The sequence below is a fragment of the Micromonospora yasonensis genome (assembly GCF_026013475.1).
GTDB classification, from domain to species: Bacteria; Actinomycetota; Actinomycetes; order Mycobacteriales; family Micromonosporaceae; genus Micromonospora; species Micromonospora yasonensis.
The window spans coordinates 1-21,064 of sequence record NZ_JAPDPH010000127.1 but is presented as its reverse complement, the minus strand read 5'-3'; the positions used below and the strand labels follow the sequence as shown (position 1 = coordinate 21,064).

Below are 21,064 nucleotides of genomic sequence, written 5' to 3'. Positions count from 1 at the left end.
CGCCGTACCCGGATCCTGCCGGTGCGGTGGTCGGCCGACGGCCTGCACCCGGTCGGCGGCGGGCAGCCCGGCTTCCTGGGCGGCGCGGCCGGCGCGGACGCCTTCGCCGTCGTGCCGCCGGGATGGCGGGGCGACGGCCCGGTGGGGGTGCTGCGTCTCAGGTGTGACGCACCCGGAGGTCCCGTGGCCGCCGTGACTTCCGGCCCTGATCCGTCCGGTTCGGCTGCGCCACGCTCAGAAGGGTGAGGCGGATCCCGGCGATCCGCTTTCCCGGCCCACCGACACCGTCCCGACGACCTCGACGGAGAGAGCAATGACCATGATCCGTGACAGACAGCCGGCGGCGAGCGCGGCGGCCCCGTCGCCCGCCAGCGGCCTCACCGCGCCGCTCCAGCTCGCGCTCGCCACGCTCGGTTTCCTGGTCAACTTCTGGGCGTGGGCACTGCTCGGCCCGCTCGGCCCCGGCGTCAAGGAGCGGCTGGGGCTGAGCTTCGCGGCCCAGTCCCTGCTCGTCGCCGTCCCGGTGGTCGTGGGGTCGCTGGGCCGCATCCCGGTCGGCGCGCTCACCGACCGGTACGGGGCACGGGTGGTGTTCCCGCTGGTCACCGTGGCCACCATCATTCCGGTGCTGACGCTGACCGTGGTCTCCTCGTACGCCGCCCTGATCGTGACCGGCTTCTTCCTCGGCATCGGCGGGACCGCCTTCGCCGTCGGCGTCCCGCACGTCTCCGGGTGGTATCCCCCGGCCCGGCGGGGCTTCGCCATCGGGGTGTTCGGGATCGGGATGGGCGGCACGGCGATCGCGAACTTCACCACGGTCCGGCTGGCCGACGCCTACGGTGACCGGACGCCGTTCCTGCTCGTCGCCGCGATCCTCGCCGGGTACGCCGTCCTGGCGTTCCTGCTGCTGCGGGACGCCCCGGGCCGCGCCCGGCCGACCGGGTCGGCCTGGCAGCGACTGGCAAAGGTCGGGCGGCTCACCGTCACCTGGCAGCTGTGCTTCCTGTACGCGGTCGGCTTCGGCGGCTTCGTGGCCTTCAGCGTCTACCTGCCCGCGTACCTGCGCACCACGTACGACCTGAGCCCCGCCGACGGGGCACTGCGGACCGCCGGGTTCGTGGTGCTGGCCGTGGCCGCCCGGCCGGTCGGCGGCTGGCTGTCCGACCGGCTGCACCCGGTGCCGGTGCTGGTCTGGTCCTTCGCCCTGGTGGCCGCCCTGGCCGTCGTGCAGGCCTTCGACCCCCCGCTGATGCCGGTGGCCACCGTGGCCTTCCTCGGCATGGCGATCCTGCTCGGCGCCGCCAGCGGAGCCGTCTTCGCCCTGGTCGGCAAGGTCGCCCCCGCCGAACAGGTGGGTGCGGTCACCGGGCTGGTCGGCGCGGCCGGCGGCCTCGGCGGGTTCGTCCCGCCGCTGGTCATGGGCTGGGTGTACGGCGCACAGGGCTCGTACGCGATCGGGCTCATGCTGCTGTCGGACGTGGCGCTGGCCGCCGCCGTCTTCACCGCCGTCAAGATGAGCAGACTGGCCCGCCGCTCGCGGTGAGACCGGCCCTCCCCGGACCGGCGGCCGCGGTTCGCGGCCGCCGGTCCCCACGTTCCGGTCGGTGGTGGCGATGTCGTACCGGTGGTCCATGATCCCTGTCGTCACAGCGGCGCGGATGTGGGCCGGCGTGGGCAGCCCCTGCCCGGCGCCGGTCTCCGGCGGGGAGGTCGGAGATGACGGAGGCGGTCGAAGCCTCGTGGCGACGACGAAGCGTGCTGCGGGTGGTGCCACCCGCCCGGCCGCGCAAGCTGGCCAAGGTGCCCTTCGTCGAGCTGGCCGACGGCCGGCTGCAGGGCGTGGTGTCCAGCGGGTCCGACATCGAGCGGGTGTACGTCTCGGCGGTGGCCGCCGGTACCCACGCCTATCACTGCAGCACCAACAACAACCGGCCGTGCGGCGGGCTGCGGGGCAACCCCTGCAAGCACCTGCACGCGCTGGCCGACGAGGCGATCATCCAGTACGGCGTCGAGCGGGTAGCCCGCTACCTGCGGGTCGACGTCGGCGACGGGGTGGACACCGGCGCCGAGCTGTTCGCCCGGATGGACCCCCGGCACGAGCCGAGCCCGGCGGCGGTGGTGTTCAGCCGCTTCCTGCGGCACCTGGCCTACCTGGAGGTGCCGGAGAGCACCGCGCCGCTGCCGGAGCTGCAGTGGTTCCCGGCGAGCACGGTGGTGGGCTGATGCTGGCGAACCAGCTGGCCCGGCTGCGCGCGGACGTGCCGGGGGGACTGGCCGAGACCCTCGACGTCGTGGCCGGTTTCGACGTGGTGCTGACCCGGGGCTTCGCCCGGATCGGCGAGGAGGACGCCAGGGCGCTGGCGGCGCTGGCCGACGCGGTGGCCGGCACCCCGCTCGGTGCGCGGGTGGCGGAGGCGGCCGGCAAGGTGACCGCCGGATCGGTCGCGGAGGAGCACCTCGCCGCCCTGGCCGGCGCGCGGTCGGCCCTGCTCGGCGCGGCGCACGACGCGCAGCTCGCGCAGCTCGACGCGGCGCTTGGGCGGCAGCGGGCGCCGTGGACCGGGGCCCCCGCCGGGCTGGCGGAGGCGTCCCCCGCGCTGCTCGGGGCCCGGGCCTGGCTGCACGAGGTGGCGCTCACCGGTTGGCGCGGCGTCGACCACGAGCTGATCTCCGCGGTCGGGACGCCGGTGGAGGCCGCGCTGGCCGAGCCCGGGCTGCGCCGGCTCGCCGTACTGCTCGACGGTCTGGCCGCCGAGTTGCGGGCGGGCGTACCGGTGGCGGCGATGCCGCAGCTGCCGGCCTGGCGCTGGGCGGACCTGTGGGCGCGCGCGGTGCTGCTCGCCCAGGGTGCTCCGGCCGGGCCGACGGCCGAGGACGGCGAGCTGGTCTCCGGGCGGCTGCTGCCGCTCGGCGTGGACGTCCAGGAGCACGACACCGCGGTGCAGGTGCAGTTGCACGCGGTGCTCGAGCCGGCCGACGGCGCGGCGCCACGGCTGGTCCGCGCCACGGTGGGCGCCGCGAAGGTGGCCACCATCGTCGGGCCGGCCATCTGGCGACTGTTGCCGGGGCAACCCACGCTGCTGCGGGCGCTGGCCGAGCGGCGGGCCGTGGCGGTCACCGACCTGCCGCTGCACGGCGGCGACCTGCGCTGGGACGATGCGCGGGCCGAGCTGGGCGAGCCGACCGACCCGTTCGCGACCGCGCGCGTGCTGCTCTCGTCGGCGGCCATGGCGTCGGCCCCGCCGCTGGACCGGCATCCGGCCGCGATCGCCGAGCCCGTGCTCGTCGAGGGCTACACCGTGCGCGACGACGACACGCTCGTCCTCGACCTCGACGGCGAGCCGGTCCCGGTGGCCACCGACCGGCTGCCGGCGAGCGGTCCGCTCACCCGGGAGCGGATCGCCGGCTCGTCGGCCTGCGTCGGCCTGCTGCGCTGGGACGACGGCCGGTGGCTGCTGCAACCCCTCGCCGTGCGGCGTACCGTCAAGCGGCAGGTCACCGAGGCGCACAACGGCGACTGGGCGTGCGGGATCACCGACCCGAAGATCGCGAAGGCCGAGGTCAGGGCGGGCGACGCCGTGGCCGTGCTGCGCGAGCGCGCGGGACGGTTGCTGCGCCGATGACCGCCACCGACCGCAACGACGAGAACCGTCGCCAGGTGCTCTACTGGCGGCTGCTGGCCCGGCTGTTCAGCCCCGACGAGCAACCCGCCCTGGAGTCGGCGAGCATGGCCGTCGTCGACGACCTCGGCTTGCCGGCCGCGCTGCTCGACCCGGCGGTCTCCGTCGACACGGTGGTCCAACGCTTCCCGGCGCTCGCCGGCGAGTTGCGCGGGCTGCTCACCGCGACCGACGACGGGCCGGCCGCCGCCCCGGGCCAGCCCGGCGAGGCCGAGGTACGCCGGGCGGCGCTGGTGTCGAAGCTGCTGCTCAACGTGTTCGCCACCGGTTCCGGGCCGGTCAGCGCCGGTCAACTCGCCCGCTGGCAGTCCGATGCCGGCTGGTTCGAACAGGCGCTCGGCGCGGAGCCCGGCGAGCTGCGCCGGCAGGGCGGCGGCCTGGGTGGCACGCTCGCCGGACTGGAGGGTGACCTGGTCCGCCGGATGCACCTGCGGGAGGTGCTGGCCGACCCCCGGTTGGCGAGCAGGCTCACCCCCAGCATGTCCCTGATCGAGCAGCTGCTGCGGGACAAGGCCAACCTCTCCGGGGTGGCCCTGGCCAACGCCAAGGCGCTGATCCGCCGGTACGTCGACGAGGTCGCCGAGGTGCTGCGCACCCAGGTGGAACAGACCAGCGTCGGAACCGTCGACCGGTCGGTGCCGCCGAAGCGGGTGTTCCGCAACCTCGACCTCGACCGCACCATCTGGCAGAACCTGACCAACTGGAGCCCGGAGGACCAGCGCCTCTACGTCGACCGGCTCTACTACCGGCAGACCGCCCGCCGTACCACCCCGGCCCGGCTCATCGTGGTGGTGGACCAGTCCGGGTCGATGGTCGACTCGATGGTCAACTGCACCATCCTCGCGTCCATCTTCGCCGGGTTGCCCAAGGTGGACGTGCACCTGATCGCGTACGACACCCGGGCGCTGGACCTGACCCCGTGGGTGCACGACCCGTTCGAGGTGCTGCTGCGGACCAACCTCGGCGGCGGCAACGACGGCCCGGTCGCGATGGCGATGGCCCGCCGCAAGATCGTCGAACCGAGGAACACCGTGCTGGTGTGGATCTCGGACTTCTACGAGTTCGACCGGTCGCAGCCGCTGTTCGACGGGATCGAGGCGGTGCACCGCTCCGGCGTGCGGTTCATCCCGGTCGGCTCGGTGAACAGCTCCGGCCAGCAGAGCGTCAACCCGTGGTTCCGGCAGCGCTTCAAGGACCTGGGCACCCCGGTCATCTCCGGCCACATCCGCAAACTCGTCTTCGAGCTCAAGAGCTTCCTCACCTAGGAGACCACCCCTGATGTCCGACATGCTGCGTGCCCCCGCCGAGGTCAAGTACGCCGACGAGCTCGACTGGCTGGAGTCGGTCGACACCGGCCCGAAGCCGTTCTCCTGGCGGCTCAGCCCGCGGATGGTCCGGCTGTTCATCCTCGGCTCGGAACGGGCCGACGGCCTGGACCGGGAGATCCCGCAGAAGTGGTTCGGCGACCGCAGTTTCGTCGAACGGGCCATCGTCACCCTGGCCTCCGACCGGGGTCTGCTGCTGATCGGCGACCCGGGCACCGGCAAGAGCTGGCTGGCCGAGCTGCTGGCCGCGGCGATCTGCCGCAACTCCACGCTGGTCGTGCAGGGCACCGCCGGCACCACCGAGGACCACATCAAGTACTCGTGGAACGTGTCCATGGTCATCGCCCGCGGCCAGTCCCGCGAGTCGATGATCCCGTCGCCGATCATGACCGCGATGGAGCAGGGTGTCGTCGGCCGCTTCGAGGAGCTGACCCGCTCCACCAGCGACGTGCAGGACGCGCTCATCTCCATCCTGTCCGAGAAGTACATCTCGATTCCCGAGCTGGACCGGGACAACATCGTCTTCGCCCGGCCCGGCTTCTCGATCATCGCCACCGCGAACAGCCGCGACCGCGGCGTCAACGACCTGTCGTCGGCGCTCAAGCGGCGGTTCAACTTCGTCCGGATCCCAGTGGTCACCAACAAGCGCAGCGAGGCGGAGATCGTCCGCTTCCGTACCGAGGAGCTGCTGCGCCGGCACGCCATCGACCTGGACGTGCCGCCCACCCTGCTGGACATCCTGCTGCAGAGCTTCGCCGACCTGCGGGCGGCGGGCGCCTCGGCGGCCAGTGACGACGAGAAGCTGGAGTCGGCGCTGTCGACCGCCGAGCAGATCGGTGTGCTCGAGGACGCCATCCTGCACAGCCAGTTCTTCGGCGACCGCACCCTGCGCCCGGAGACCCTGGCCGGGTCGCTGATGGGGTCGCTGGCCCGGCGCAGCCCCGAGGACCTGGCCATCCTCAACAAGTACCTGCACGGGGTCGTGGAGCCGCGGGCCAAGCAGGACGGCGGCGACTGGGCCGGCTTCCTCGACGGCGGCCGCCAGGCGATCGCGTCGCTGTCGTGACCGCGTCCACCGGCACCGGCCTGTTCGGCGCGCTGCGTGAGCAGCTCGCCGACGCGGCCGCCGCGTTCGCCGACTCCCCCGACGCGCTGGCCGGCATCCTCGCCGGCATGGTCGACGACGTCGACCGGGCGCTCGGCGAACGGCTGGAGATCTTCCCGGTCTGCCACCACTCACCGGCCTCCGCGCTGGCCATGCTCCGGCGGCTGCGCGCCAAGCAGCCGACGGTCGTCTACCTGGAGCTGTGCGAGGACCTCCAGCCGCTGCTGGCCGAGCTGCGCAACTGCCGCCTTCCGGTGGCCGTGCAGGCGTTCGCCACCGAGCTGGCGGGGTTTCCCGCCGACTGGGCGCCGCTGAGCGTGGTCGCCCCGATCACCGAGGCCTCCGCCGAATACCAGGCGATCGCGTACGCCCTGGACACGCCGGGGGTGGAGCTGGTGCTGGTGGACCGCTCCACCGACCACGTCTTCCAGTGGACGCCCCGGTCCGGGTCCGGCCCGGCCCCGGACGCCCCCGACGCCACCGCGGTCGGAACGGAGACCGCCGAGGAGGCGGCGCTGCACGGCGACGCGGTCGGCGTGGAGATCGGCGACCTGCGGCCCCGGTTCGCGGAGCTGGAGGCCTACCTGCTGCACCACGGCAAGGTGCGGCACTGGTCCGAGTGGTGGGACCAGTACGTGGAGCGACCGCTCGCCGCCGCCGACCACGACACCTACCGGCAGGTGATGGTGCTCATCGGCAGCCTCTTCCGGCGGCTGCGGCCGGGCGACGCGGACCGGCTGGACCGGGACGAGGACCGGGAACGCTACATGTGGACCCGGATCCGGCAGCACCTGGCCGCCTCCGGCGCCGACCCGGCCGACTGCCTGTACATGTGCGGGGCGTTCCACGCCGCCAGCCGGGTCGAGCAGTTCGGCCTCGACTCGGCCGCGCCGGAGTTCGCGATCAGCCCGCGCACCGGCACCAACTGGCGGTACGGGCTGATCCCGTCCAGCCACTCCGCGATCGAGGCGCAGTTCGGTCTCGCCCCCGGCTCGGTGTCGATCGCGGCGGCGACCTGGGCGAAGTCGCTCAGCCGGGCGGGACTCGTCCCGTACCGGCTCGACGGCCAGCCGGAGGGGACGAAACGGAGTCGGCGGGGGCGGGCCACCCCCGCTCCGGCCGCCGGCGGCCCGGCCACCGACCGGCTCACCGGCTTCCTCGCCGCGCCACCCGCCCTCGACGAGCTGGACGAGGCGGAGCTGCGCGGCTGGTGCGTGGACATCGTCCGGCTCGCCCGGCGCAACGGCTACCTGGCCAGTACGGCCGACGCGATCGCCGTTTTCGAGACCTCGATCCTGCTCGCCGGGCTGCGCAACCGGGCCCGGCCCACCCCATACGACTTCGCCGACGCTGCGGTCACCTGCATCGAGAAGGATGTCGTGCCGGGCCGTCGCGACGTCCGCCGGCTCTGCGAGATCCTGCTCGGCGGGGACCGGGTCGGCCAGGTCGGCTACGACTCGCTCCCCCCGCTGGCCCGCGACGTCCTCGACCGCCTGCGTCCGCTCGGCCTGGACCTGGAGAAGCGGACCGTCCAGCGGGCCCTGCTGGACCTGCGCGCCGACCCGGCGCTGCCGGCCTGTTCGGACCTGCTCTGGATGCTGCGGCACCTGCTCCCCGCCGACGCGGTCCGGCCCATCATGGGCGAACGCCGCCTCGGGCACCGGTCGCCGCAGGAGAGCTGGGACCTGGCGCTCGGCCGCAACCAGCGCGCCCTGATCGAGCTGGGGTACGAGGGCGTCACCGTCGAGCAGGTCCTCGAGCAGCGGCTCCGCCGCGCGGTCCGCGGGCCGGACGCGACCGCCGCCGGCGCGCTCGCCGCGGTCGAGGACGCCATCCGCCTGCTCGACAGCCCCCGCCTGGTCGACGAGCTCGGCGCGCGGGCGGTGGAACTGCTCGCCGCCGAGCGCACCGTGGACGACGCCCCCGACGTGCTACGGCGGATCCGCCGGCTGCTCGCCCACCACCGGACCACCGCGGCGCGCCTGCCGGCCTGGTGCGAGGCGTTCGTGACCACCGGGTACGCGCACTACTGCACCCTGCTGCCCACCGCCTTCGTCGACGAGTCGACCGGGGTCCGGCAGGTCGGTGCCATGCTGGGCTTCCTGTTCGGCATGGAGGGCCTCGCGCTGTCGCTGGGCTGCGACCGGTCCCAGTTGGAACTGGCCGTCGCCCAGTCCCACCCGGAGGCGCCGGCGAAGGTCGCCCTGCTCTGGGCGTCCCGCCACCACCTCGGTCTGCTGCCCCGGGCCGAGCTGCGCGCCCGCTGCGCCGAGCTGCTGGGGAACCCGCTGGTGGTGCCGGCGTTCCCGCAGTACCTGTCCGGGTTCGTGCACGCGTTGGAGCCGGTGCCGGGGCTGGCCCCGTTCGTGGTCGAGATGATGTCGACGGCGTTCGCCCGGCTGCCCGACCCGGTGCTGCTGCCGTGGCTACCCACCCTGATCAGCACGTTGCGGGAGCAGGGGCCGGACCTGGTGCCCCTGCTGGTACGCGAGGCCGAACGCACCTTCCCCGGCACGCTGCCGGCACTGGACGCCTGGGTGCCGCCGTGGCGGGCCACCGGTCAGCCGCCGCCGGCCGTACCGGTGGCCCCGGCCGGTCCGGTGACCGCGCTGCTCGCCGCGCGCCCGGAGGCCGTGGACGCGGTCGCTGCGCTGCTCGGCTGCACGGGCGAGTGGCGGCGGGACGGCCCGTCCCCTGCCGGAGCGGCCGGTGCCGCGGCGCTGGTGGCCGCACACCCGGCGTCGGCCGACGCCGTAGCTGCGCTCTTGGCCCGGGTGTCCGGATAGCCGCAGGTCGAGGCGCGGTCACCGGGTGTCCGCGCCGCGACCCCCGTATGGCGCCGGCCGCCGCGCAGGAGGCGGCGGACGTCGCACCGCCGGGTGCTCGGCCGGCCCACGGTCCGATCCGGACGGCGCGTCGGCGGTCGCGGCACCCCGTACGGTCGCAGCGGCGTACGGGCGGTCAGCCGAGCTTCCTGGTCAGGGTCTCGAACGCCAGGTCGGGCCGGCGCGGCAGCCCGAACCGCTCGTCCCCGTAGGGGAACGGGGTGAGCTCACCGGTACGGGTGTAGCCGCGCCGCTGGTACCAGGCGATCAGGTCCTCTCGCTGGGTGATGACCGTCATGCGCATCTCCCCCGCGCCCCACTCCCGCAGGGCGAACCGCTCCGCCTCCGCCAGCAGTTCGCGCCCCAGCCCGCCGCCCTGTCGCGACGGCGAGACCGCGAACATGCCGAAGTAGGCGTGGTCGTCGTGGCGCTCCAGTTGGCAGCAGGCGACGATCTCCGTACCTTCCTCGGCGACCAGCATCGCCCCGGCCGGGTGCGTCACGGCCGCGGTCACCATGTCGGCGTCGGCGCGCTGGCCGTCGAGCAGGTCCGCCTCGTGGGTCCAGCCGATCCGGCTGCGGTCGCCCCGGTACGCCGACTCGACTAGGTCGACGAGCGCGCCGACGTCGGCGGCGCGGGCGGTCCGGACGGTGCGGGATCCAGGGCTGGTCATCGGCGGTGCTCCAGGGTCGCGGGAGGTCGCCGACCAGCGTACGCAGCAGGCCCGCGCGGCCCGGGCGCGGTCCCGTCGATGAAGATTTCCGACAAAGTAGCGCTCACATACTGGAACTGCTTTCTCGTACGGCTACGCTCCGGAAGCGATCCACTTTCCACTTCGGAGATACCGGACCATGCGCAAGCTGATGTCAGCGGCCGAGGGGCGTTGCTGACGGCGGGGCTGTTCGTCGGGGCCACCCCGGCCCAGGCCGCGACCTGGTCCCTGTGCAGTCCGAGATCTACAAGGATGCCAACATCATCGCCTGGTCGCGGGGCCTGGAGGGCCGCGCCGGCGACGACTACCGCGATGCGGGCCAGCGCTCCGTCCTTTAGGGCGGGGGGGTGAAGGCCCGGGCGGGAGGGCCGTAGGGCCCGAGCGTGTTTTAGGCCGGCGTTTTCTGCTGCTCGATGTATTGGTGCAGGGCGGTCAGGGGTGGGCCTGCGAGGGAGCCGGCGAAGTAGGACGTGGTTATCGGTCCCGTTCCCGGGTCAGGCGATTGCGGTGCGGCGGGTCAACCGCCGGTGGGGCGTGGTCAGCCTGCCGAAGATCGGCGATGTCACGTTTCGCTGGTCCCGCCCGTTGGGTGGCACGGTCCGTAACGCGGTGGTGTCCTTCGACGGTGTTGCCTGGCACGCCGGGTTCGGCGTCCACGCCAGCGTCACGACACCCGAGACGCACGCCCGGCCCGACACGATCGTGGGCCTAGACCGTGGCGTGAAGGTCGCCGTGGCGATGTCCGACGGCCGCATGTGGAACCGCACGTTCACCAGACCCGGCCAGGAACGCGACCTGGCCCGACTCAAGTCGAAGGCTGGCCGGCAGGAGACCGCATGCCGCAAACTCGGCGCGAAGACCTCCAACCGCGCCCGCAAGGTCCGCGCTGAGATTGCCCGAACCGAGGCGAAGATCCGCAACCGGCGCCGCGACTTCGTGACGTGGGCCGCCAACCGGCTCTGCCGTCAGTTTGCGACCATCAAGCTGGAACGCCTCACCATCGGGGCCATGACCGCCACCGCAAAGGGCACCATCGCCGAGCCCGGCACCAACGTGCGCCAGAAGGCCGGACTGAACCGGGCGATCCTCGACAAGGGCTGGGGCATGTTCGAGGCAGCCTTGGCCAACCGTGCGCGTACCACCGGCACCCGCATCGTCAAGGTGCCAGCCGCGTTCACCTCCCAGCGGTGCAGCCACTGCGGGAACACCGACTCGAACAACCGCGAAAGCCAAGCGACGTTCCGGTGCGGGTCCTGCGGATACCAGGCGAACGCGGACGTGAACGCCGCGATCAACGTCAGGGACGCCGCCGAGGCGGCGCCCCCACTCACCGGGCGGGCAGTCCGGGACAGGAGCCACTCGGCACCCTGTCGACCACCCACCCAGCGCCAGCAACGCATGGCGCTGGAAGCGGGAATCCCCCACCTCTACGCGGGAGAGGATGTCAATGGGAGATCCAGTCGGGCGACAGCGGCAGCTGGCAGGTCGCGGACAGCGGCACGACCTACTACGACAACACGGTCGGCAACTACTACGGCGACCTCGAGCTGCCCTGCTACCTGCGGCTGTACGCGAAGTTCGGCACCCAGGAGAAGCTGACCCAGCCGGCGCGCAACAACAACTGCGCCGGCTGAGCCGGGCACGCCGGGCGATGGCCGCCGCCCGCGTTGACCGCCTCGATCCAGCTCACCGCAGTTCGGTCCACGGCTCGGTCAGGTGTGCGGTGGCCAGCACGGCGCCCCGGGCCCTGGCTTCGGCCAGGAGCCGCTCCCGGGTCCGGCGGGCGAGATCCGGGTCGGCCTCGTACCGGTAGGCCACCGCCGGGTCGATGAGCTGGACGGCGTGGACCAGCACGTCACCGGTGACGACGACCTGGTCGTGGCCGTCGTCGAGAACGACCGACTGGTGACCGGGCGTGTGTCCCGGGGTGGGTACGACGCGGACCGAGCCGCCCGCCCGGGGAGCGGCGGCGAGCCGGGTGACGCCGTCCACCTCGTCGAGCTGGCCGGCCGCGCGCAACGGGTCGACGACGTACGACCGGGCGGCGTCGCCGGCCGGCAGGGCGGCCACCTCGCGTTGCTGGACGACGTACCGGGCGTTCGGGAACACCGGGGTGCCGTCCAGCCCGACGGACCAGCCGAAGTGGTCCTCGTGCAGGTGGGTCAGCACCACCGTGTCGACGTCCGCCGGGTCGATCCCGACCCAGGCCAGCTCGTCCGGGAGCCGGCCCGGCGTCGGCGCCCAGCCGCCGGCCGGGCTGCCGTCGGGCCCCACCCCCGTGTCAACGAGCATCAGCCGGTCCCGTGGCCCGCGGATCGCGTAGCAGCGGAAGTCCAGCTGCCAGGTCTGCCCTGGGCCGAACGCGCCGGGGTCGACGGCCCGGGCGAGCTCCCAGTCGCGCGGCGTCGCCGCGGGGAACGCGACCTGCCGGTCGAGGAAGAACGGCCCTGCCGCGTCCAGCAGGGGGATCACCTCGTACCCGCCGACCGACCTGGCCGTCATCGTCGACCGTCCCTTCCGGCGTGCCGGGGCCGCGTGCGCCGGCGCGGCGACGCCGGTCGCACCGGCGACGGTCACGGCCGTGGCGGCGAGCAGGAAGGCCCGTCGCCCGATCTCGGCGGGGTTCTCAGTCACGGTGGGCGCCTTTCTCCTGTGGTGCCGGAGCGGGTCGGTCGACCCGCCGGCGGGGCAGGAGACCGACGCTAGGACCGGGGCGGCGCGCGGGCAGCACCGTGACCGCCAGCTGACCTGATCCGGTCGATAGCTGACCGGACTTCGCCGCCGCGTACCTGGGCGGGTTTCTACGATGTGGGTCGGCAGTCCGTTCACCGGTGGGCGGACGGGTGTGGAACGGAGGCGTCGATGCCGCTGGACGGGCCCGGCGTGGCGATGCTGGCCTACCCGGGCGCCGGCAGCTTCGACTACGTGACCGTCAACGAGATCTTCGGCGTCGACTACTCCGAGCGGTTCGGCTCGTGGTACCGGACCAGGACCTGCGGCGTGGTGCCGGAGCCGGTCGAGCTCGACGGTGGGGTCACCGTCCAGATCGGGTACGGACTCGACGAGGCGGAACGAGCCGACCTGCTGGTGGTGCCGGGATGGACGAGGGAGCGGGAGGTCCCGCCGCAGGCGTTGCTGACCGCCCTGCGGCGCGCCTACCGGCGCGGGGCCCGCATCATGTCGATCTGCACCGGGGCGTTCGTGCTCGGTCACGCCGGTCTGCTCGACCATCGGCGGGTCACCACGCACTGGTCGGCGGCCCCGCTGCTCGCCACGCTCTTCCCGGCCGCGACCGTGGACCCGCGCGCCCTGTTCGTCGACGACCGCCGCATCCTCACCTCCGCCGGGATGTCGGCCGGAATGGATCTCGCGCTGCACGTCGTACGCGGGGACTTCGGCGCGGACGCCGCCGCCGCGCTCGCCCGCCGGCTGGTGCTGGCCGGCTACCGCAGCGGCGGGCAGGCGCAGTTCGTCGACTCGCCGCTCAGCCCCGACCCCGGCGATCCGCTGCCGGATCTGCTGGACCGGCTGCGCCAGCAGTTGGACCGGCGGTGGTCGCTGGACGCGCTGGGCGCCCAGGTGCACATGAGCGCGCGGACGCTGGCCCGGCGCTTCCACCGCCTCACCGGAATGAGCCCGCACCAGTGGCTCGCCCGGGAACGGATCCTGGCGGCGCAGCGGCTGCTCGAGGCCAGTGACGAGTCGGTGGAGCGGATCGCCGCCCGGACCGGCCTCGGCTCGGCCGGCAACCTGCGGCACAGCTTTCGGCGGGAGCTCGGCATCTCGCCCCAGGCGTACCGGACGACGTTCCGGTCCCGGCGCGCCGCCGGCCATCCGGACGACCCGACGGGACCGGCTCCGTCGGGCCGCTGACGGGCCGACCGGCCCGGCAGGGCTGAGCGAGCTGAACGAGCAGCGCCAGGTGGCGTGACCAAGCCCTGGTCGCCCCGGCTCGTGCCGGGGCGACCAGGCGCGGACTCAGAGCTGCTGCACCCAGTACGGGGCCACGTCCATCCAGCCGTTGGCGGCCGCCCCGTTCAACCGCCCGGAGCTGCCGGTGCTGAGCGTGTACCAGGAGTCGACGTAGTCCGGGTCGTCGGTCCACCAACTGGTCGGCATCGCGTCGATGATCGCGTTGACCAGCGGGGTGTACATGCCGTAGTCGACGACGGTCAGCAGCGCCGTGATGAGCGCCTTGGCCAGGTCGCGGTAGTTGGTGTCGCCGTCGTCCTCCCACATCACCACGTCGGCCAGGTTGTACTTGTAGTTGTTGAAGTGGACCAGCAACTGGTTCGGGTAGTAGACCGTGCCGTCGTTGTCGAGGTAGGGCATCTCGACGATGTTGACGGTGGCCTTGCCGTCGAGCCCGAAGCCGCCGACGACGTTGAAGATCTCGGCGCCGCCCTTGACCCACGGCTCCTTGTCGTCGTTGAGCCGGATGGCGTTGACCTTGGTGGCCCAGTATCCGGACTGCGCGCTCATCGTGGGGGTGACGCCGGTGAGGCCCTGGGCGGCGAGTTCCTGCCGGACCTGGGCCAGCCCCCGTCCCATCGCCTTCGCCACGTCGACCTCGACCACCAGCGCCGGCCGGTCGGGCAGCCGGACCGGATCCAGCAGGACCTGGCCGCCGGCGGGGTCGTAGCCGACCACGCCGGTCAACGCGTCGTCGGTTGACGCCGCCGCGACGAGCGGGATCTCGTGCCGGGTCAGCGCCGCCGCCATGTCCCGGTGCCCGAGCCGCAGTTGCAGCACGGAGCCGGTGGCCGCCGGCAGGCCCTTCGCCGCCAGCACCGCCTGGTTGGCCGAACTGGCCGCGCGCTCGACCCGGGCGTCGAGTCGGGCCGCCAGCAGGTCCACCGGCCCGCGGGTGACGGCCGGGACGACCCGGCCACGGACGGCGGGGTCGGCCAGCGCGGCGGCCACTTCGCGGGCGAGCCGGTCGGTGGCCGCGAAGACCGGCGCGGTGCCGCTCGGCGCTGCCTGGGCGATCGGCCGGGAACGGTCCGGGGCGGCTTGTGCGGGCGCCGCGGTCGCGGCGATCAGGGTGGCCGCCGCCAGGGCCGCGGACGACACGACGAGCCGGAGGGGACGTGGACGCATTCGGACTCCTCTGCGGTCGCGGCGTCGGCTCGTGACCGCGCCGCCGGCTTTGTCGAATGATCCCATCCGGACATAGGCGGATGTCAATGGGTGAGCGGCGGCTCCGGGAAGCCCGGGCGAACGGCCCTGGTCAGGCTGCCTGCTGGCCGACCCCGAACGTCCACTCGGCGGCGGCCGGCAGCAGGTGCCGTACCTCCGGGGTGCCGTCGGCCAGGTCCCGCGCCCGGTACTCGGCCTCCTGGTCCGCCTCGGTCAGCCGGCCGCCGTGCTGGCGCAGGTGCTCGTCCCAGGACGGCACCAGGTAGACCTCCGTGAACTGGTCCGGCGTCTCACCGGCCCGGAACAGCCCCCACCGCATCGCCCCGGTACGCTGCCGCGACCCCCGGACGTGCTCCATCGCGTCCAGGAACTCGGCCTCCCGTTCGGGCGGGATGCGGTAGGTGACGGTCACCAGCACCGGCCCGACCCGGGGATCCGGTTGCAGCGCCAGGGTGAGCGGCGGCCGGTAGGCGGCCGGGTCCTTGGTCATCCCGCGCAGATCGGGCAGCGGCCAGATCTGCGAGGTCACCGCGCCGACCAGCATCAGGGCGGCCGCCACCCCGAAGGCACCGACCAGGCCACCGAGGTCGGCCACCAGGCCCCAGATCAGCGCGCCGACGGCCTGCCCACCGCCCTGGACCACCTGGTAAACGGCCAGGCCGCGGGCGCGTACCCAGCCGGGCAGGAAGAGCTGGATCTCGGCGTTGACGTTGGCGAGCACGGTCACCCAGGACAGCCCGGCCGGCAGCAGGGCGATCAGCACCGCCGGGACGACCCGGACCGTGGCCACCACGATCAGCGCCCCGCCGTACAGGACCCCGGCCACCAGCAGGAATTGGTTGGCGGTCAGCCGGGTGCGGATCCACGGCAGCAGCAGGCCGCCCCCGATGGCGCCCACCCCGAGCGCGGCCAGCAGCAGGCCGTACCCGCTGGAGTTCAGGCCGAGCCGGCGGCTCGCCACCAGCGGCAGCAGCGCCCACAGCGCGCTGGCCGGGATCACGAAGACCAGCGCGCGGCGCAGCAGCCGGCGGACGGTGGGCGAGTGCCGCACGTACCGGCCACCGGCGCGCAGCGCCGCGGTGAACCGCTCGGGCACCTCCACGGCGCGGGCGTCGCCGGGCCGCCAGCGGACCAGCGCCACCGTGAAGATCAGGAACGCCACCGCGTTGAGGCCGAACACCGGCGCGACGCCCGCCCTGGCGATGAGCACACCGGCGGCGGCCGGCCCGACCGCCCGGGCCACGTTGACGCTGATCGAGCCGAGTGCGGAGGCCGCGCGCAGCTGTTCGCGCGGAACCAGCTCCGGGATCACCGCCGCCCAGGCCGGCAGGGTCAGCGCCTGCCCCACACCGAAGGCGAAGGTGAGGGTGAGCAGCAGCGCCGGCGGCATCCGGCCGGCCGCGGTGAGCAGCGTCAGCCCGACGGCCACCACCACCAGGAACAGCTGTACGGCGATCAGCAGGTGCCGGCGGTCGAAGGTGTCGGCGAGCGCGCCCGCCGGCAGGGCCAGCAGCAGCATCGGCAGCAGGCTGGCGGTCTGCACCAGGGCGACCAGGGTGGACGCGTTCGCCTGGTGCACCAGCAGCCACTGGGCGCCGACGGTCTGCATCCAGGTGCCGACGTTCGCGGCGAGCAGGGCCAGCCACAGGCTCCGGTAGACAGCGGTGCGCAGCGGCGACCACGCCGAGACCGACGGCTCGGCGGTCGCGTCGGCCGGCGCTACCACCGCCCGTCCGCGCGCAGCACCAGTTCACCGGAGACGTACAGGTCGTCGGGGGCGAGCCGGAGCAGTCGGACGATCTCGGTGGCGACCTGGTCGGGCAGGGCGTACACCTCGTCGAGGAACTCGGCGCCGACCCGCTCCTGCAGCCGGGTCGGCATCGGGCCGGGATGCAGCAGCATCACCTTGATCCGGTTGCTGTGCTGTGCCTCGGCCACGGACTCGACGAGGCTGGTGCCGTAACTCTTGGTGGCCCGGTAGACCGGGATGCCGGGGCGCGGCCTGGTCACCGCCATGGCGCCGACGTACACGACGTTGCCGAAGCCCTGCCGGTGCAGGTGGTCCAGGGCCACCTTGAGCACGTACGTGGTGCCGAGCGCGTTGACCTCGACCGCCCGGCGGATGTGCTCCGGGGACAGCTCGGCCAGGTCCCCGCCGGCCCACACCGAGGCACAGTTGACCACCCCGTCGACGCTGTCGTACCGGTCCGCCACCTCGGCGAAGGCGTCCCGCACCTGGGCGTACGAGGCGATGTCGCAGACGATCCCGCCGCAGCGGAGTTCGGCGGCCGCCGCGTCGACCTCCTCGGCCACGTCGCCGAGGAGGACCACCTGGTCCTCGTTGACGAGCAGCCGGGCGACCGCGAGACCGAGGCCGCTGGTCCCCCCGACCACGATGAAAGTCCTGGCGCCCATGCCTCTCCCCACGCCGTGTCGCACCACCGTTCTCGCCGGTGCGCGCCGGCCTGCCTTCCCGCTTGCGTCGATTCCACACCGGGCGGGAGCCCGGACCGGGCCGCCGTGCGGGTCAGGCGCGCTCGAACCGGTGGGTGTGGGCACGGAATTTCCGGGAAACGCACGCCGGCCGGTACGGCGGGTCAGGGCGTGCCGAGGTGGGCCCGGCGAGCACGGAAGACACGGGGTGACACGGGATGACACGACAGACGACCATGGGCGTCCGTTCGGTGACGGACAACCTCGGCATCGAGCGGGCGACGGACCGCGGCACCGAAGGCCTGGCCCGGTTCCTCGGCTGGGTCAGCCTCGGCCTCGGGGTGACCGCCCTCGCGGGCGGCCCCGGGGTGAGCCGGATCTGCGGGGTGGACGACTCGCGGACCGCCCGGACCGTCCTGCGCGCCGCCGGCGTCCGCGAGCTGGGTCACGCCGCCGCGCTGCTGGTCCCCCGCCGGGCCGGCCTGGCGACCTGGACGCGGGTGGCGGGGGACGTGGCGGACCTGGCGGCGGCCGGCCAGGCGTGGCGGAACCGGCGCGGTGACCGCCGGCGGCGGCTGACGTACACGGTGGCCGCCCTCGCCGGGATCACCGCCCTCGATTTGTACGCCTCGGTGCGCGCCACCCGCAACCGGCGCCCCGGCGACGCCGGCCACGCGTACGGCGCGGTGACGATCAACCGGCCGGCGGAGGAGGCGTACCGCTTCTGGCACGACTTCGAGAACCTGCCGCGGTTCATGTACCACCTGCAGTCGGTGCGGTCCACGGGCCCCCGGCGCACCCGCTGGACCGCCAAGGCGCCCGCCCGCCGGGCCGTGGAGTGGGAGGCCGAGGTGGTCGAGGACCGGACGAACCAGCTGATCCGGTGGCGGTCGGTGGACGGCTCGCGGGTAGCGAACTGCGGGACGGTCCGGTTCACCCCGGCCGCCGGGGGCAGGGCCACGGAGGTACGGGTCGAGCTGGACGTCCACCTCCCCGGCGGGCGGCTGGGCAGGTTGGCGGCGAAGGCGTTCGGCGAGAATCCGCAGCAGCAGATCTGCGACGACCTGCGCCGGTTCAAGCAGGTCATCGAGACCGGCGAGATCACCCGTTCCGATGGGACGCCGGACGGCAGCAGCATCCAGGCCCAGGCGAAGCAGCGCCCCGCGCGGCCGCTGGCGAGCCGGACCGCGTGAGGGGGGACCATGAAGGCCAACTGCTGGATCGCGCCGAACCAGGTGGCCGTCGAGGAGGTGCCGGAACCGCGGATCCTCAACCCGCGGGACGCCGTCGTCCGGGTGACCTCGTCGGCGATCTGCGGCTCCGACCTGCACCTGCTCGACGGCTTCATCCCGGCGATGAAGCGCGGCGACGTGCTCGGCCACGAGTTCATGGGCGAGATCGTGGAACTCGGCCAGGGCGTCCGGGACGGGCTGCGGGTCGGCGACCGGGTCGTGGTGGGCTTCCCCATCGCCTGCGGCGACTGCGCCTCCTGCCAACGCGGTCTCTACTCGGTCTGCGAGAACTCCAACCCCAACGCGGCGATGGCGGAGCTGGTCATGGGGCACGCGCCCGCCGGCATCTTCGGCTACTCGCACCTGATGGGCGGGTACGCGGGCGGCCAGGCGCAGTACGTCCGGGTACCGTACGCCGACGTCGGCGCGCTCAAGATCGAGGACGACCTGGCGGACGAGCAGGTGCTGTTCCTGTCCGACGTGCTGCCCACCGGTTACATGGCCGCCGAGCTGTGCGACATCAAGCCTGGCGACGTGGTGGCGATCTGGGGCGCGGGCCCGGTGGGCCAGTTCGCCGCGGTCAGCGCCTACCTGCTCGGCGCCGAGCAGGTGATCGTGATCGACCGGTTCCCGTACCGGCTGCGCGTCGCCCGGGACCGGGCCGGCGCGGAGACCATCAACTACGAGGAGACCGACGTCCTGGACACGCTGCGGGAGCTGACCGCCGGGCGCGGCCCGGACGCCTGCATCGACGCGGTGGGCATGGAGGGCCACCACGCCTCGGCCGCGCTGCACGCGTACGACCGGGCGAAGCAGGCGGTCAAGGCGGAGACGGACCGGCCGCACGCGCTCCGCGAGGCGATCCTGAGCTGCCGCAACGGCGGCACCATCTCGGCGATCGGGGCGTACGGCGGGTTCATCGACAAGTTCCCGATGGGCTCGTTCATGAACCGGTCGCTGACCATGCGCTCGGGGCAGGCCCACGTGCAGCGCTACATGCGCCCGCTGCTGGAGCGGATCCGCCGGGGCGAGATCGACCCGAGCTTCATCATCACCCACACCATGCGGCTCGAGGACGCGCCCCACGGCTACGACATCTTCAAGAACAAGCAGGACGACTGTCTGAAGGTGGTTGTCAAGCCGTAGCCCGGGGGCGGCCGGAAGCGGGCCGGGGCCGCCGTCACCCGACGGCGGCCCCGGCGTGCGATCCGGTGGTCACCACTTGTCCCACGGGATGGTCCAGTCGCCCACGCCGTCGGTAAGCGCCATCTTTCGGGGGGTGTTGCGCACGTCGACCACGTCACCGAGCCGGAACGTGTCGTAGAACCAGCGGGCGTGGTCCGGGCCGACGTTGATGCAGCCGTGCGAGGTGTTCTGGTTGCCCTGCGCGCCGATGTTCCAGTCGGCCATGTGCACGAACTCGCCGGAGTAGGAGATCCGCAGGCAGAGCTTGATGACCTCGTCGTAGTAGTTGGGATCCTTCGGGTCGGTGACCCCGTAGCTGGCCGAGGTCATCCGGTGCGACGGCTCGCGGGTCATCACCACGTGCGGGCCGGAGCGGGTCCAGTAGCTGATGACCTCCCCGTTCGCGCCGGTGGTGGTGCCACCCTTGCCCATGCTGATCGGGACGTCCCGCACCATCTTGCCGTCGATGTAGACCTTCATCTGGTGGCTGCGGGCGTCGGCGATCGCGATGCGAGACGGGCCGATGGTGAAGTTCGTGCTGGCGTTGGCGCCGCCGTAGACGCCCTTGCCGAGGTCCTGCCCGAAAAGGTTGATCTTGACGGAGATCTTCGTGCCCGGGGTCCAGTACTTCGCCGGCCGCCAGTGCGCGTTCTGGCCGTCGATCCACCGCCACCGTCCCTCGACGGCCGGCGTGGTCTCGACCAGCATCGACTTCTCCGCCTCCGCGCGGTTCTTCACCGGCCGGCTGAAGTTCACCATGACCGGCAGACCGACCCCGTACGTGCCGCCGTCCTGCAGGGCGGTCAACTTGTTGGCCTGGAAGACGACCGAGGCGACCCCGGACGGCGTGAGGGTGCGGAAGGTGCTCTGGTGCTGCGTCACCGTGCCGGCCGCGTCGGCCGCCGACACCGTGACGGTGTAGGTCTTGTTGTAGGCGAGCTTGCCGGTCGACCGCCAGGACCGGCCGTCGTCGTCCAGCTCGCCGGCGACCGTCTTGCTCCCGGTGGTCACCGTGACCTCCTTGAGCGTGCCGGCCTCCACCGCCACCACGACCTTGTCGAGCGGCGACACCTTGGTGGCGTCAGCGGCCGGCGTGACGGTCACCTTTACCTCGCCCCCGGCGGGGGCGTCGTTCTCCCCGCCCGACCCGGGCTGCGCCCACGTCGCGGCGGACGACTCGCCCCGGGTGCAACCTGCGGTCACCATGCCGGCCGTGACACCCAGACCGGTGGCGATCAACTTTCGACGACTGATCATCGCGTTCCTCTCCGAGCGGAGAGTACTTGCCGGTGGCGCGTGAGGGGAGCCGGGTGCCGCCTCCTTGACGATTGATCGTGAATCCGACTGCCGGCGCCCCGGTGGGCCGCGCCCAGAGACGTGGGGAAACACCTGCTCGACCCACGTCACCGGGGCAGAAGGACCCGGTGA

The 21,064-nt window shown here is 73.2% G+C and carries 16 protein-coding genes and 1 pseudogene; 11 read left to right on the top strand and 6 right to left on the bottom strand.

All coding sequences use genetic code 11. The features are described from left to right. The 7 genes and pseudogenes from ONA70_RS23110 to ONA70_RS23080 form a co-directional block, all read left to right on the top strand. Positions 1 to 246, top strand: a pseudogene (locus ONA70_RS23110) (molybdopterin molybdotransferase MoeA); the annotation flags it as partial. Between the two features lie 67 nt (positions 247 to 313). After that, the gene (locus ONA70_RS23105; RefSeq protein ID WP_265008567.1) at positions 314 to 1,543 is read left to right on the top strand and encodes an MFS transporter; all 1,230 of its coding nucleotides are present in this window, start codon (positions 314 to 316) and stop codon (positions 1,541 to 1,543) included. A gap of 212 nt (positions 1,544 to 1,755) precedes the next feature. Further along, complete coding sequence (locus tag ONA70_RS23100) at positions 1,756 to 2,223, top strand: hypothetical protein (RefSeq protein WP_265008568.1); 468 nt, start codon at positions 1,756 to 1,758, stop codon at positions 2,221 to 2,223. Continuing rightward, a complete protein-coding gene (locus ONA70_RS23095) occupies positions 2,223 to 3,623 on the top strand; it encodes a serine/threonine-protein kinase (protein WP_265008566.1) in 1,401 nt (466 codons plus the stop codon). The genes ONA70_RS23100 and ONA70_RS23095 overlap by 1 nt, the downstream gene beginning before the upstream one ends. Continuing rightward, positions 3,620 to 4,945 carry a VWA domain-containing protein gene (locus ONA70_RS23090; RefSeq protein ID WP_265008565.1) on the top strand — a complete coding sequence of 442 codons (1,326 nt, stop codon included), beginning with the start codon at positions 3,620 to 3,622 and terminating at the stop codon, positions 4,943 to 4,945. Before ONA70_RS23095 ends, ONA70_RS23090 begins: the two co-directional genes overlap by 4 nt. A 13-nt stretch (positions 4,946 to 4,958) precedes the next feature. Then, positions 4,959 to 6,071 carry an ATP-binding protein gene (locus ONA70_RS23085; protein ID WP_265008564.1) on the top strand — a complete coding sequence of 371 codons (1,113 nt, stop codon included), beginning with the start codon at positions 4,959 to 4,961 and terminating at the stop codon, positions 6,069 to 6,071. Further along, entirely contained in the window at positions 6,068 to 8,896 is a 2,829-nt protein-coding gene (locus ONA70_RS23080) for a DUF5682 family protein (protein ID WP_265008563.1), read from the top strand. Before ONA70_RS23085 ends, ONA70_RS23080 begins: the two co-directional genes overlap by 4 nt. 175 nt (positions 8,897 to 9,071) lie before the next feature. On the opposite strand, the gene ONA70_RS23075 is transcribed toward ONA70_RS23080, so the two are convergent. Further along, on the bottom strand, positions 9,072 to 9,608 hold the full coding sequence (locus ONA70_RS23075; RefSeq protein ID WP_265008562.1) for a GNAT family N-acetyltransferase: 537 nt from the start codon (positions 9,606 to 9,608) through the stop codon (positions 9,072 to 9,074). 546 nt (positions 9,609 to 10,154) lie between these two features. Between ONA70_RS23075 and ONA70_RS23070 the strand changes: the two genes are divergently transcribed. Then, positions 10,155 to 11,246: an RNA-guided endonuclease InsQ/TnpB family protein gene (locus ONA70_RS23070; RefSeq protein WP_265008561.1), complete on the top strand. Its 1,092-nt coding sequence runs from the start codon at positions 10,155 to 10,157 to the stop codon at positions 11,244 to 11,246. Between the two features lie 87 nt (positions 11,247 to 11,333). On the opposite strand, the gene ONA70_RS23065 is transcribed toward ONA70_RS23070, so the two are convergent. Next, entirely contained in the window at positions 11,334 to 12,281 is a 948-nt protein-coding gene (locus ONA70_RS23065) for an MBL fold metallo-hydrolase (RefSeq protein ID WP_265008560.1), read from the bottom strand. Positions 12,282 to 12,509: 228 nt separating this feature from the next. Here ONA70_RS23065 and ONA70_RS23060 point away from each other — a divergent pair, with 228 nt between their 5' ends. Then, complete coding sequence (locus tag ONA70_RS23060) at positions 12,510 to 13,520, top strand: helix-turn-helix domain-containing protein (protein ID WP_265008559.1); 1,011 nt, start codon at positions 12,510 to 12,512, stop codon at positions 13,518 to 13,520. A 105-nt stretch (positions 13,521 to 13,625) separates the two neighbouring features. On the opposite strand, the gene ONA70_RS23055 is transcribed toward ONA70_RS23060, so the two are convergent. The 3 genes from ONA70_RS23055 to ONA70_RS23045 all read right to left on the bottom strand — a co-directional run bounded on the left by ONA70_RS23055 (position 13,626) and on the right by ONA70_RS23045 (position 17,201). Beyond that, a complete protein-coding gene (locus ONA70_RS23055; RefSeq protein ID WP_265008558.1) occupies positions 13,626 to 14,747 on the bottom strand; it encodes a DUF3103 domain-containing protein in 1,122 nt (373 codons plus the stop codon). Between the two features lie 130 nt (positions 14,748 to 14,877). Then, positions 14,878 to 16,512, bottom strand: a complete 1,635-nt coding sequence (locus ONA70_RS23050; RefSeq protein WP_265008557.1) for an MFS transporter — start codon at positions 16,510 to 16,512, stop codon at positions 14,878 to 14,880. After that, positions 16,506 to 17,201, bottom strand: a complete 696-nt coding sequence (locus ONA70_RS23045; RefSeq protein WP_265008556.1) for an SDR family NAD(P)-dependent oxidoreductase — start codon at positions 17,199 to 17,201, stop codon at positions 16,506 to 16,508. Before ONA70_RS23045 ends, ONA70_RS23050 begins: the two co-directional genes overlap by 7 nt. A 236-nt stretch (positions 17,202 to 17,437) precedes the next feature. Here ONA70_RS23045 and ONA70_RS23040 point away from each other — a divergent pair, with 236 nt between their 5' ends. Together ONA70_RS23040 and ONA70_RS23035 are read left to right on the top strand one after the other, a co-directional pair. Continuing rightward, on the top strand, positions 17,438 to 18,412 hold the full coding sequence (locus ONA70_RS23040; RefSeq protein WP_265008555.1) for an SRPBCC family protein: 975 nt from the start codon (positions 17,438 to 17,440) through the stop codon (positions 18,410 to 18,412). Positions 18,413 to 18,421: 9 nt separating this feature from the next. Then, positions 18,422 to 19,597, top strand: a complete 1,176-nt coding sequence (locus ONA70_RS23035) for a zinc-dependent alcohol dehydrogenase (protein WP_265008554.1) — start codon at positions 18,422 to 18,424, stop codon at positions 19,595 to 19,597. Between the two features lie 69 nt (positions 19,598 to 19,666). On the opposite strand, the gene ONA70_RS23030 is transcribed toward ONA70_RS23035, so the two are convergent. Next, positions 19,667 to 20,893, bottom strand: coding sequence for a L,D-transpeptidase (locus tag ONA70_RS23030; protein WP_265008553.1), 1,227 nt, complete (start codon positions 20,891 to 20,893; stop codon positions 19,667 to 19,669). Between the last annotated feature and the right edge of the window lie 171 nt (positions 20,894 to 21,064).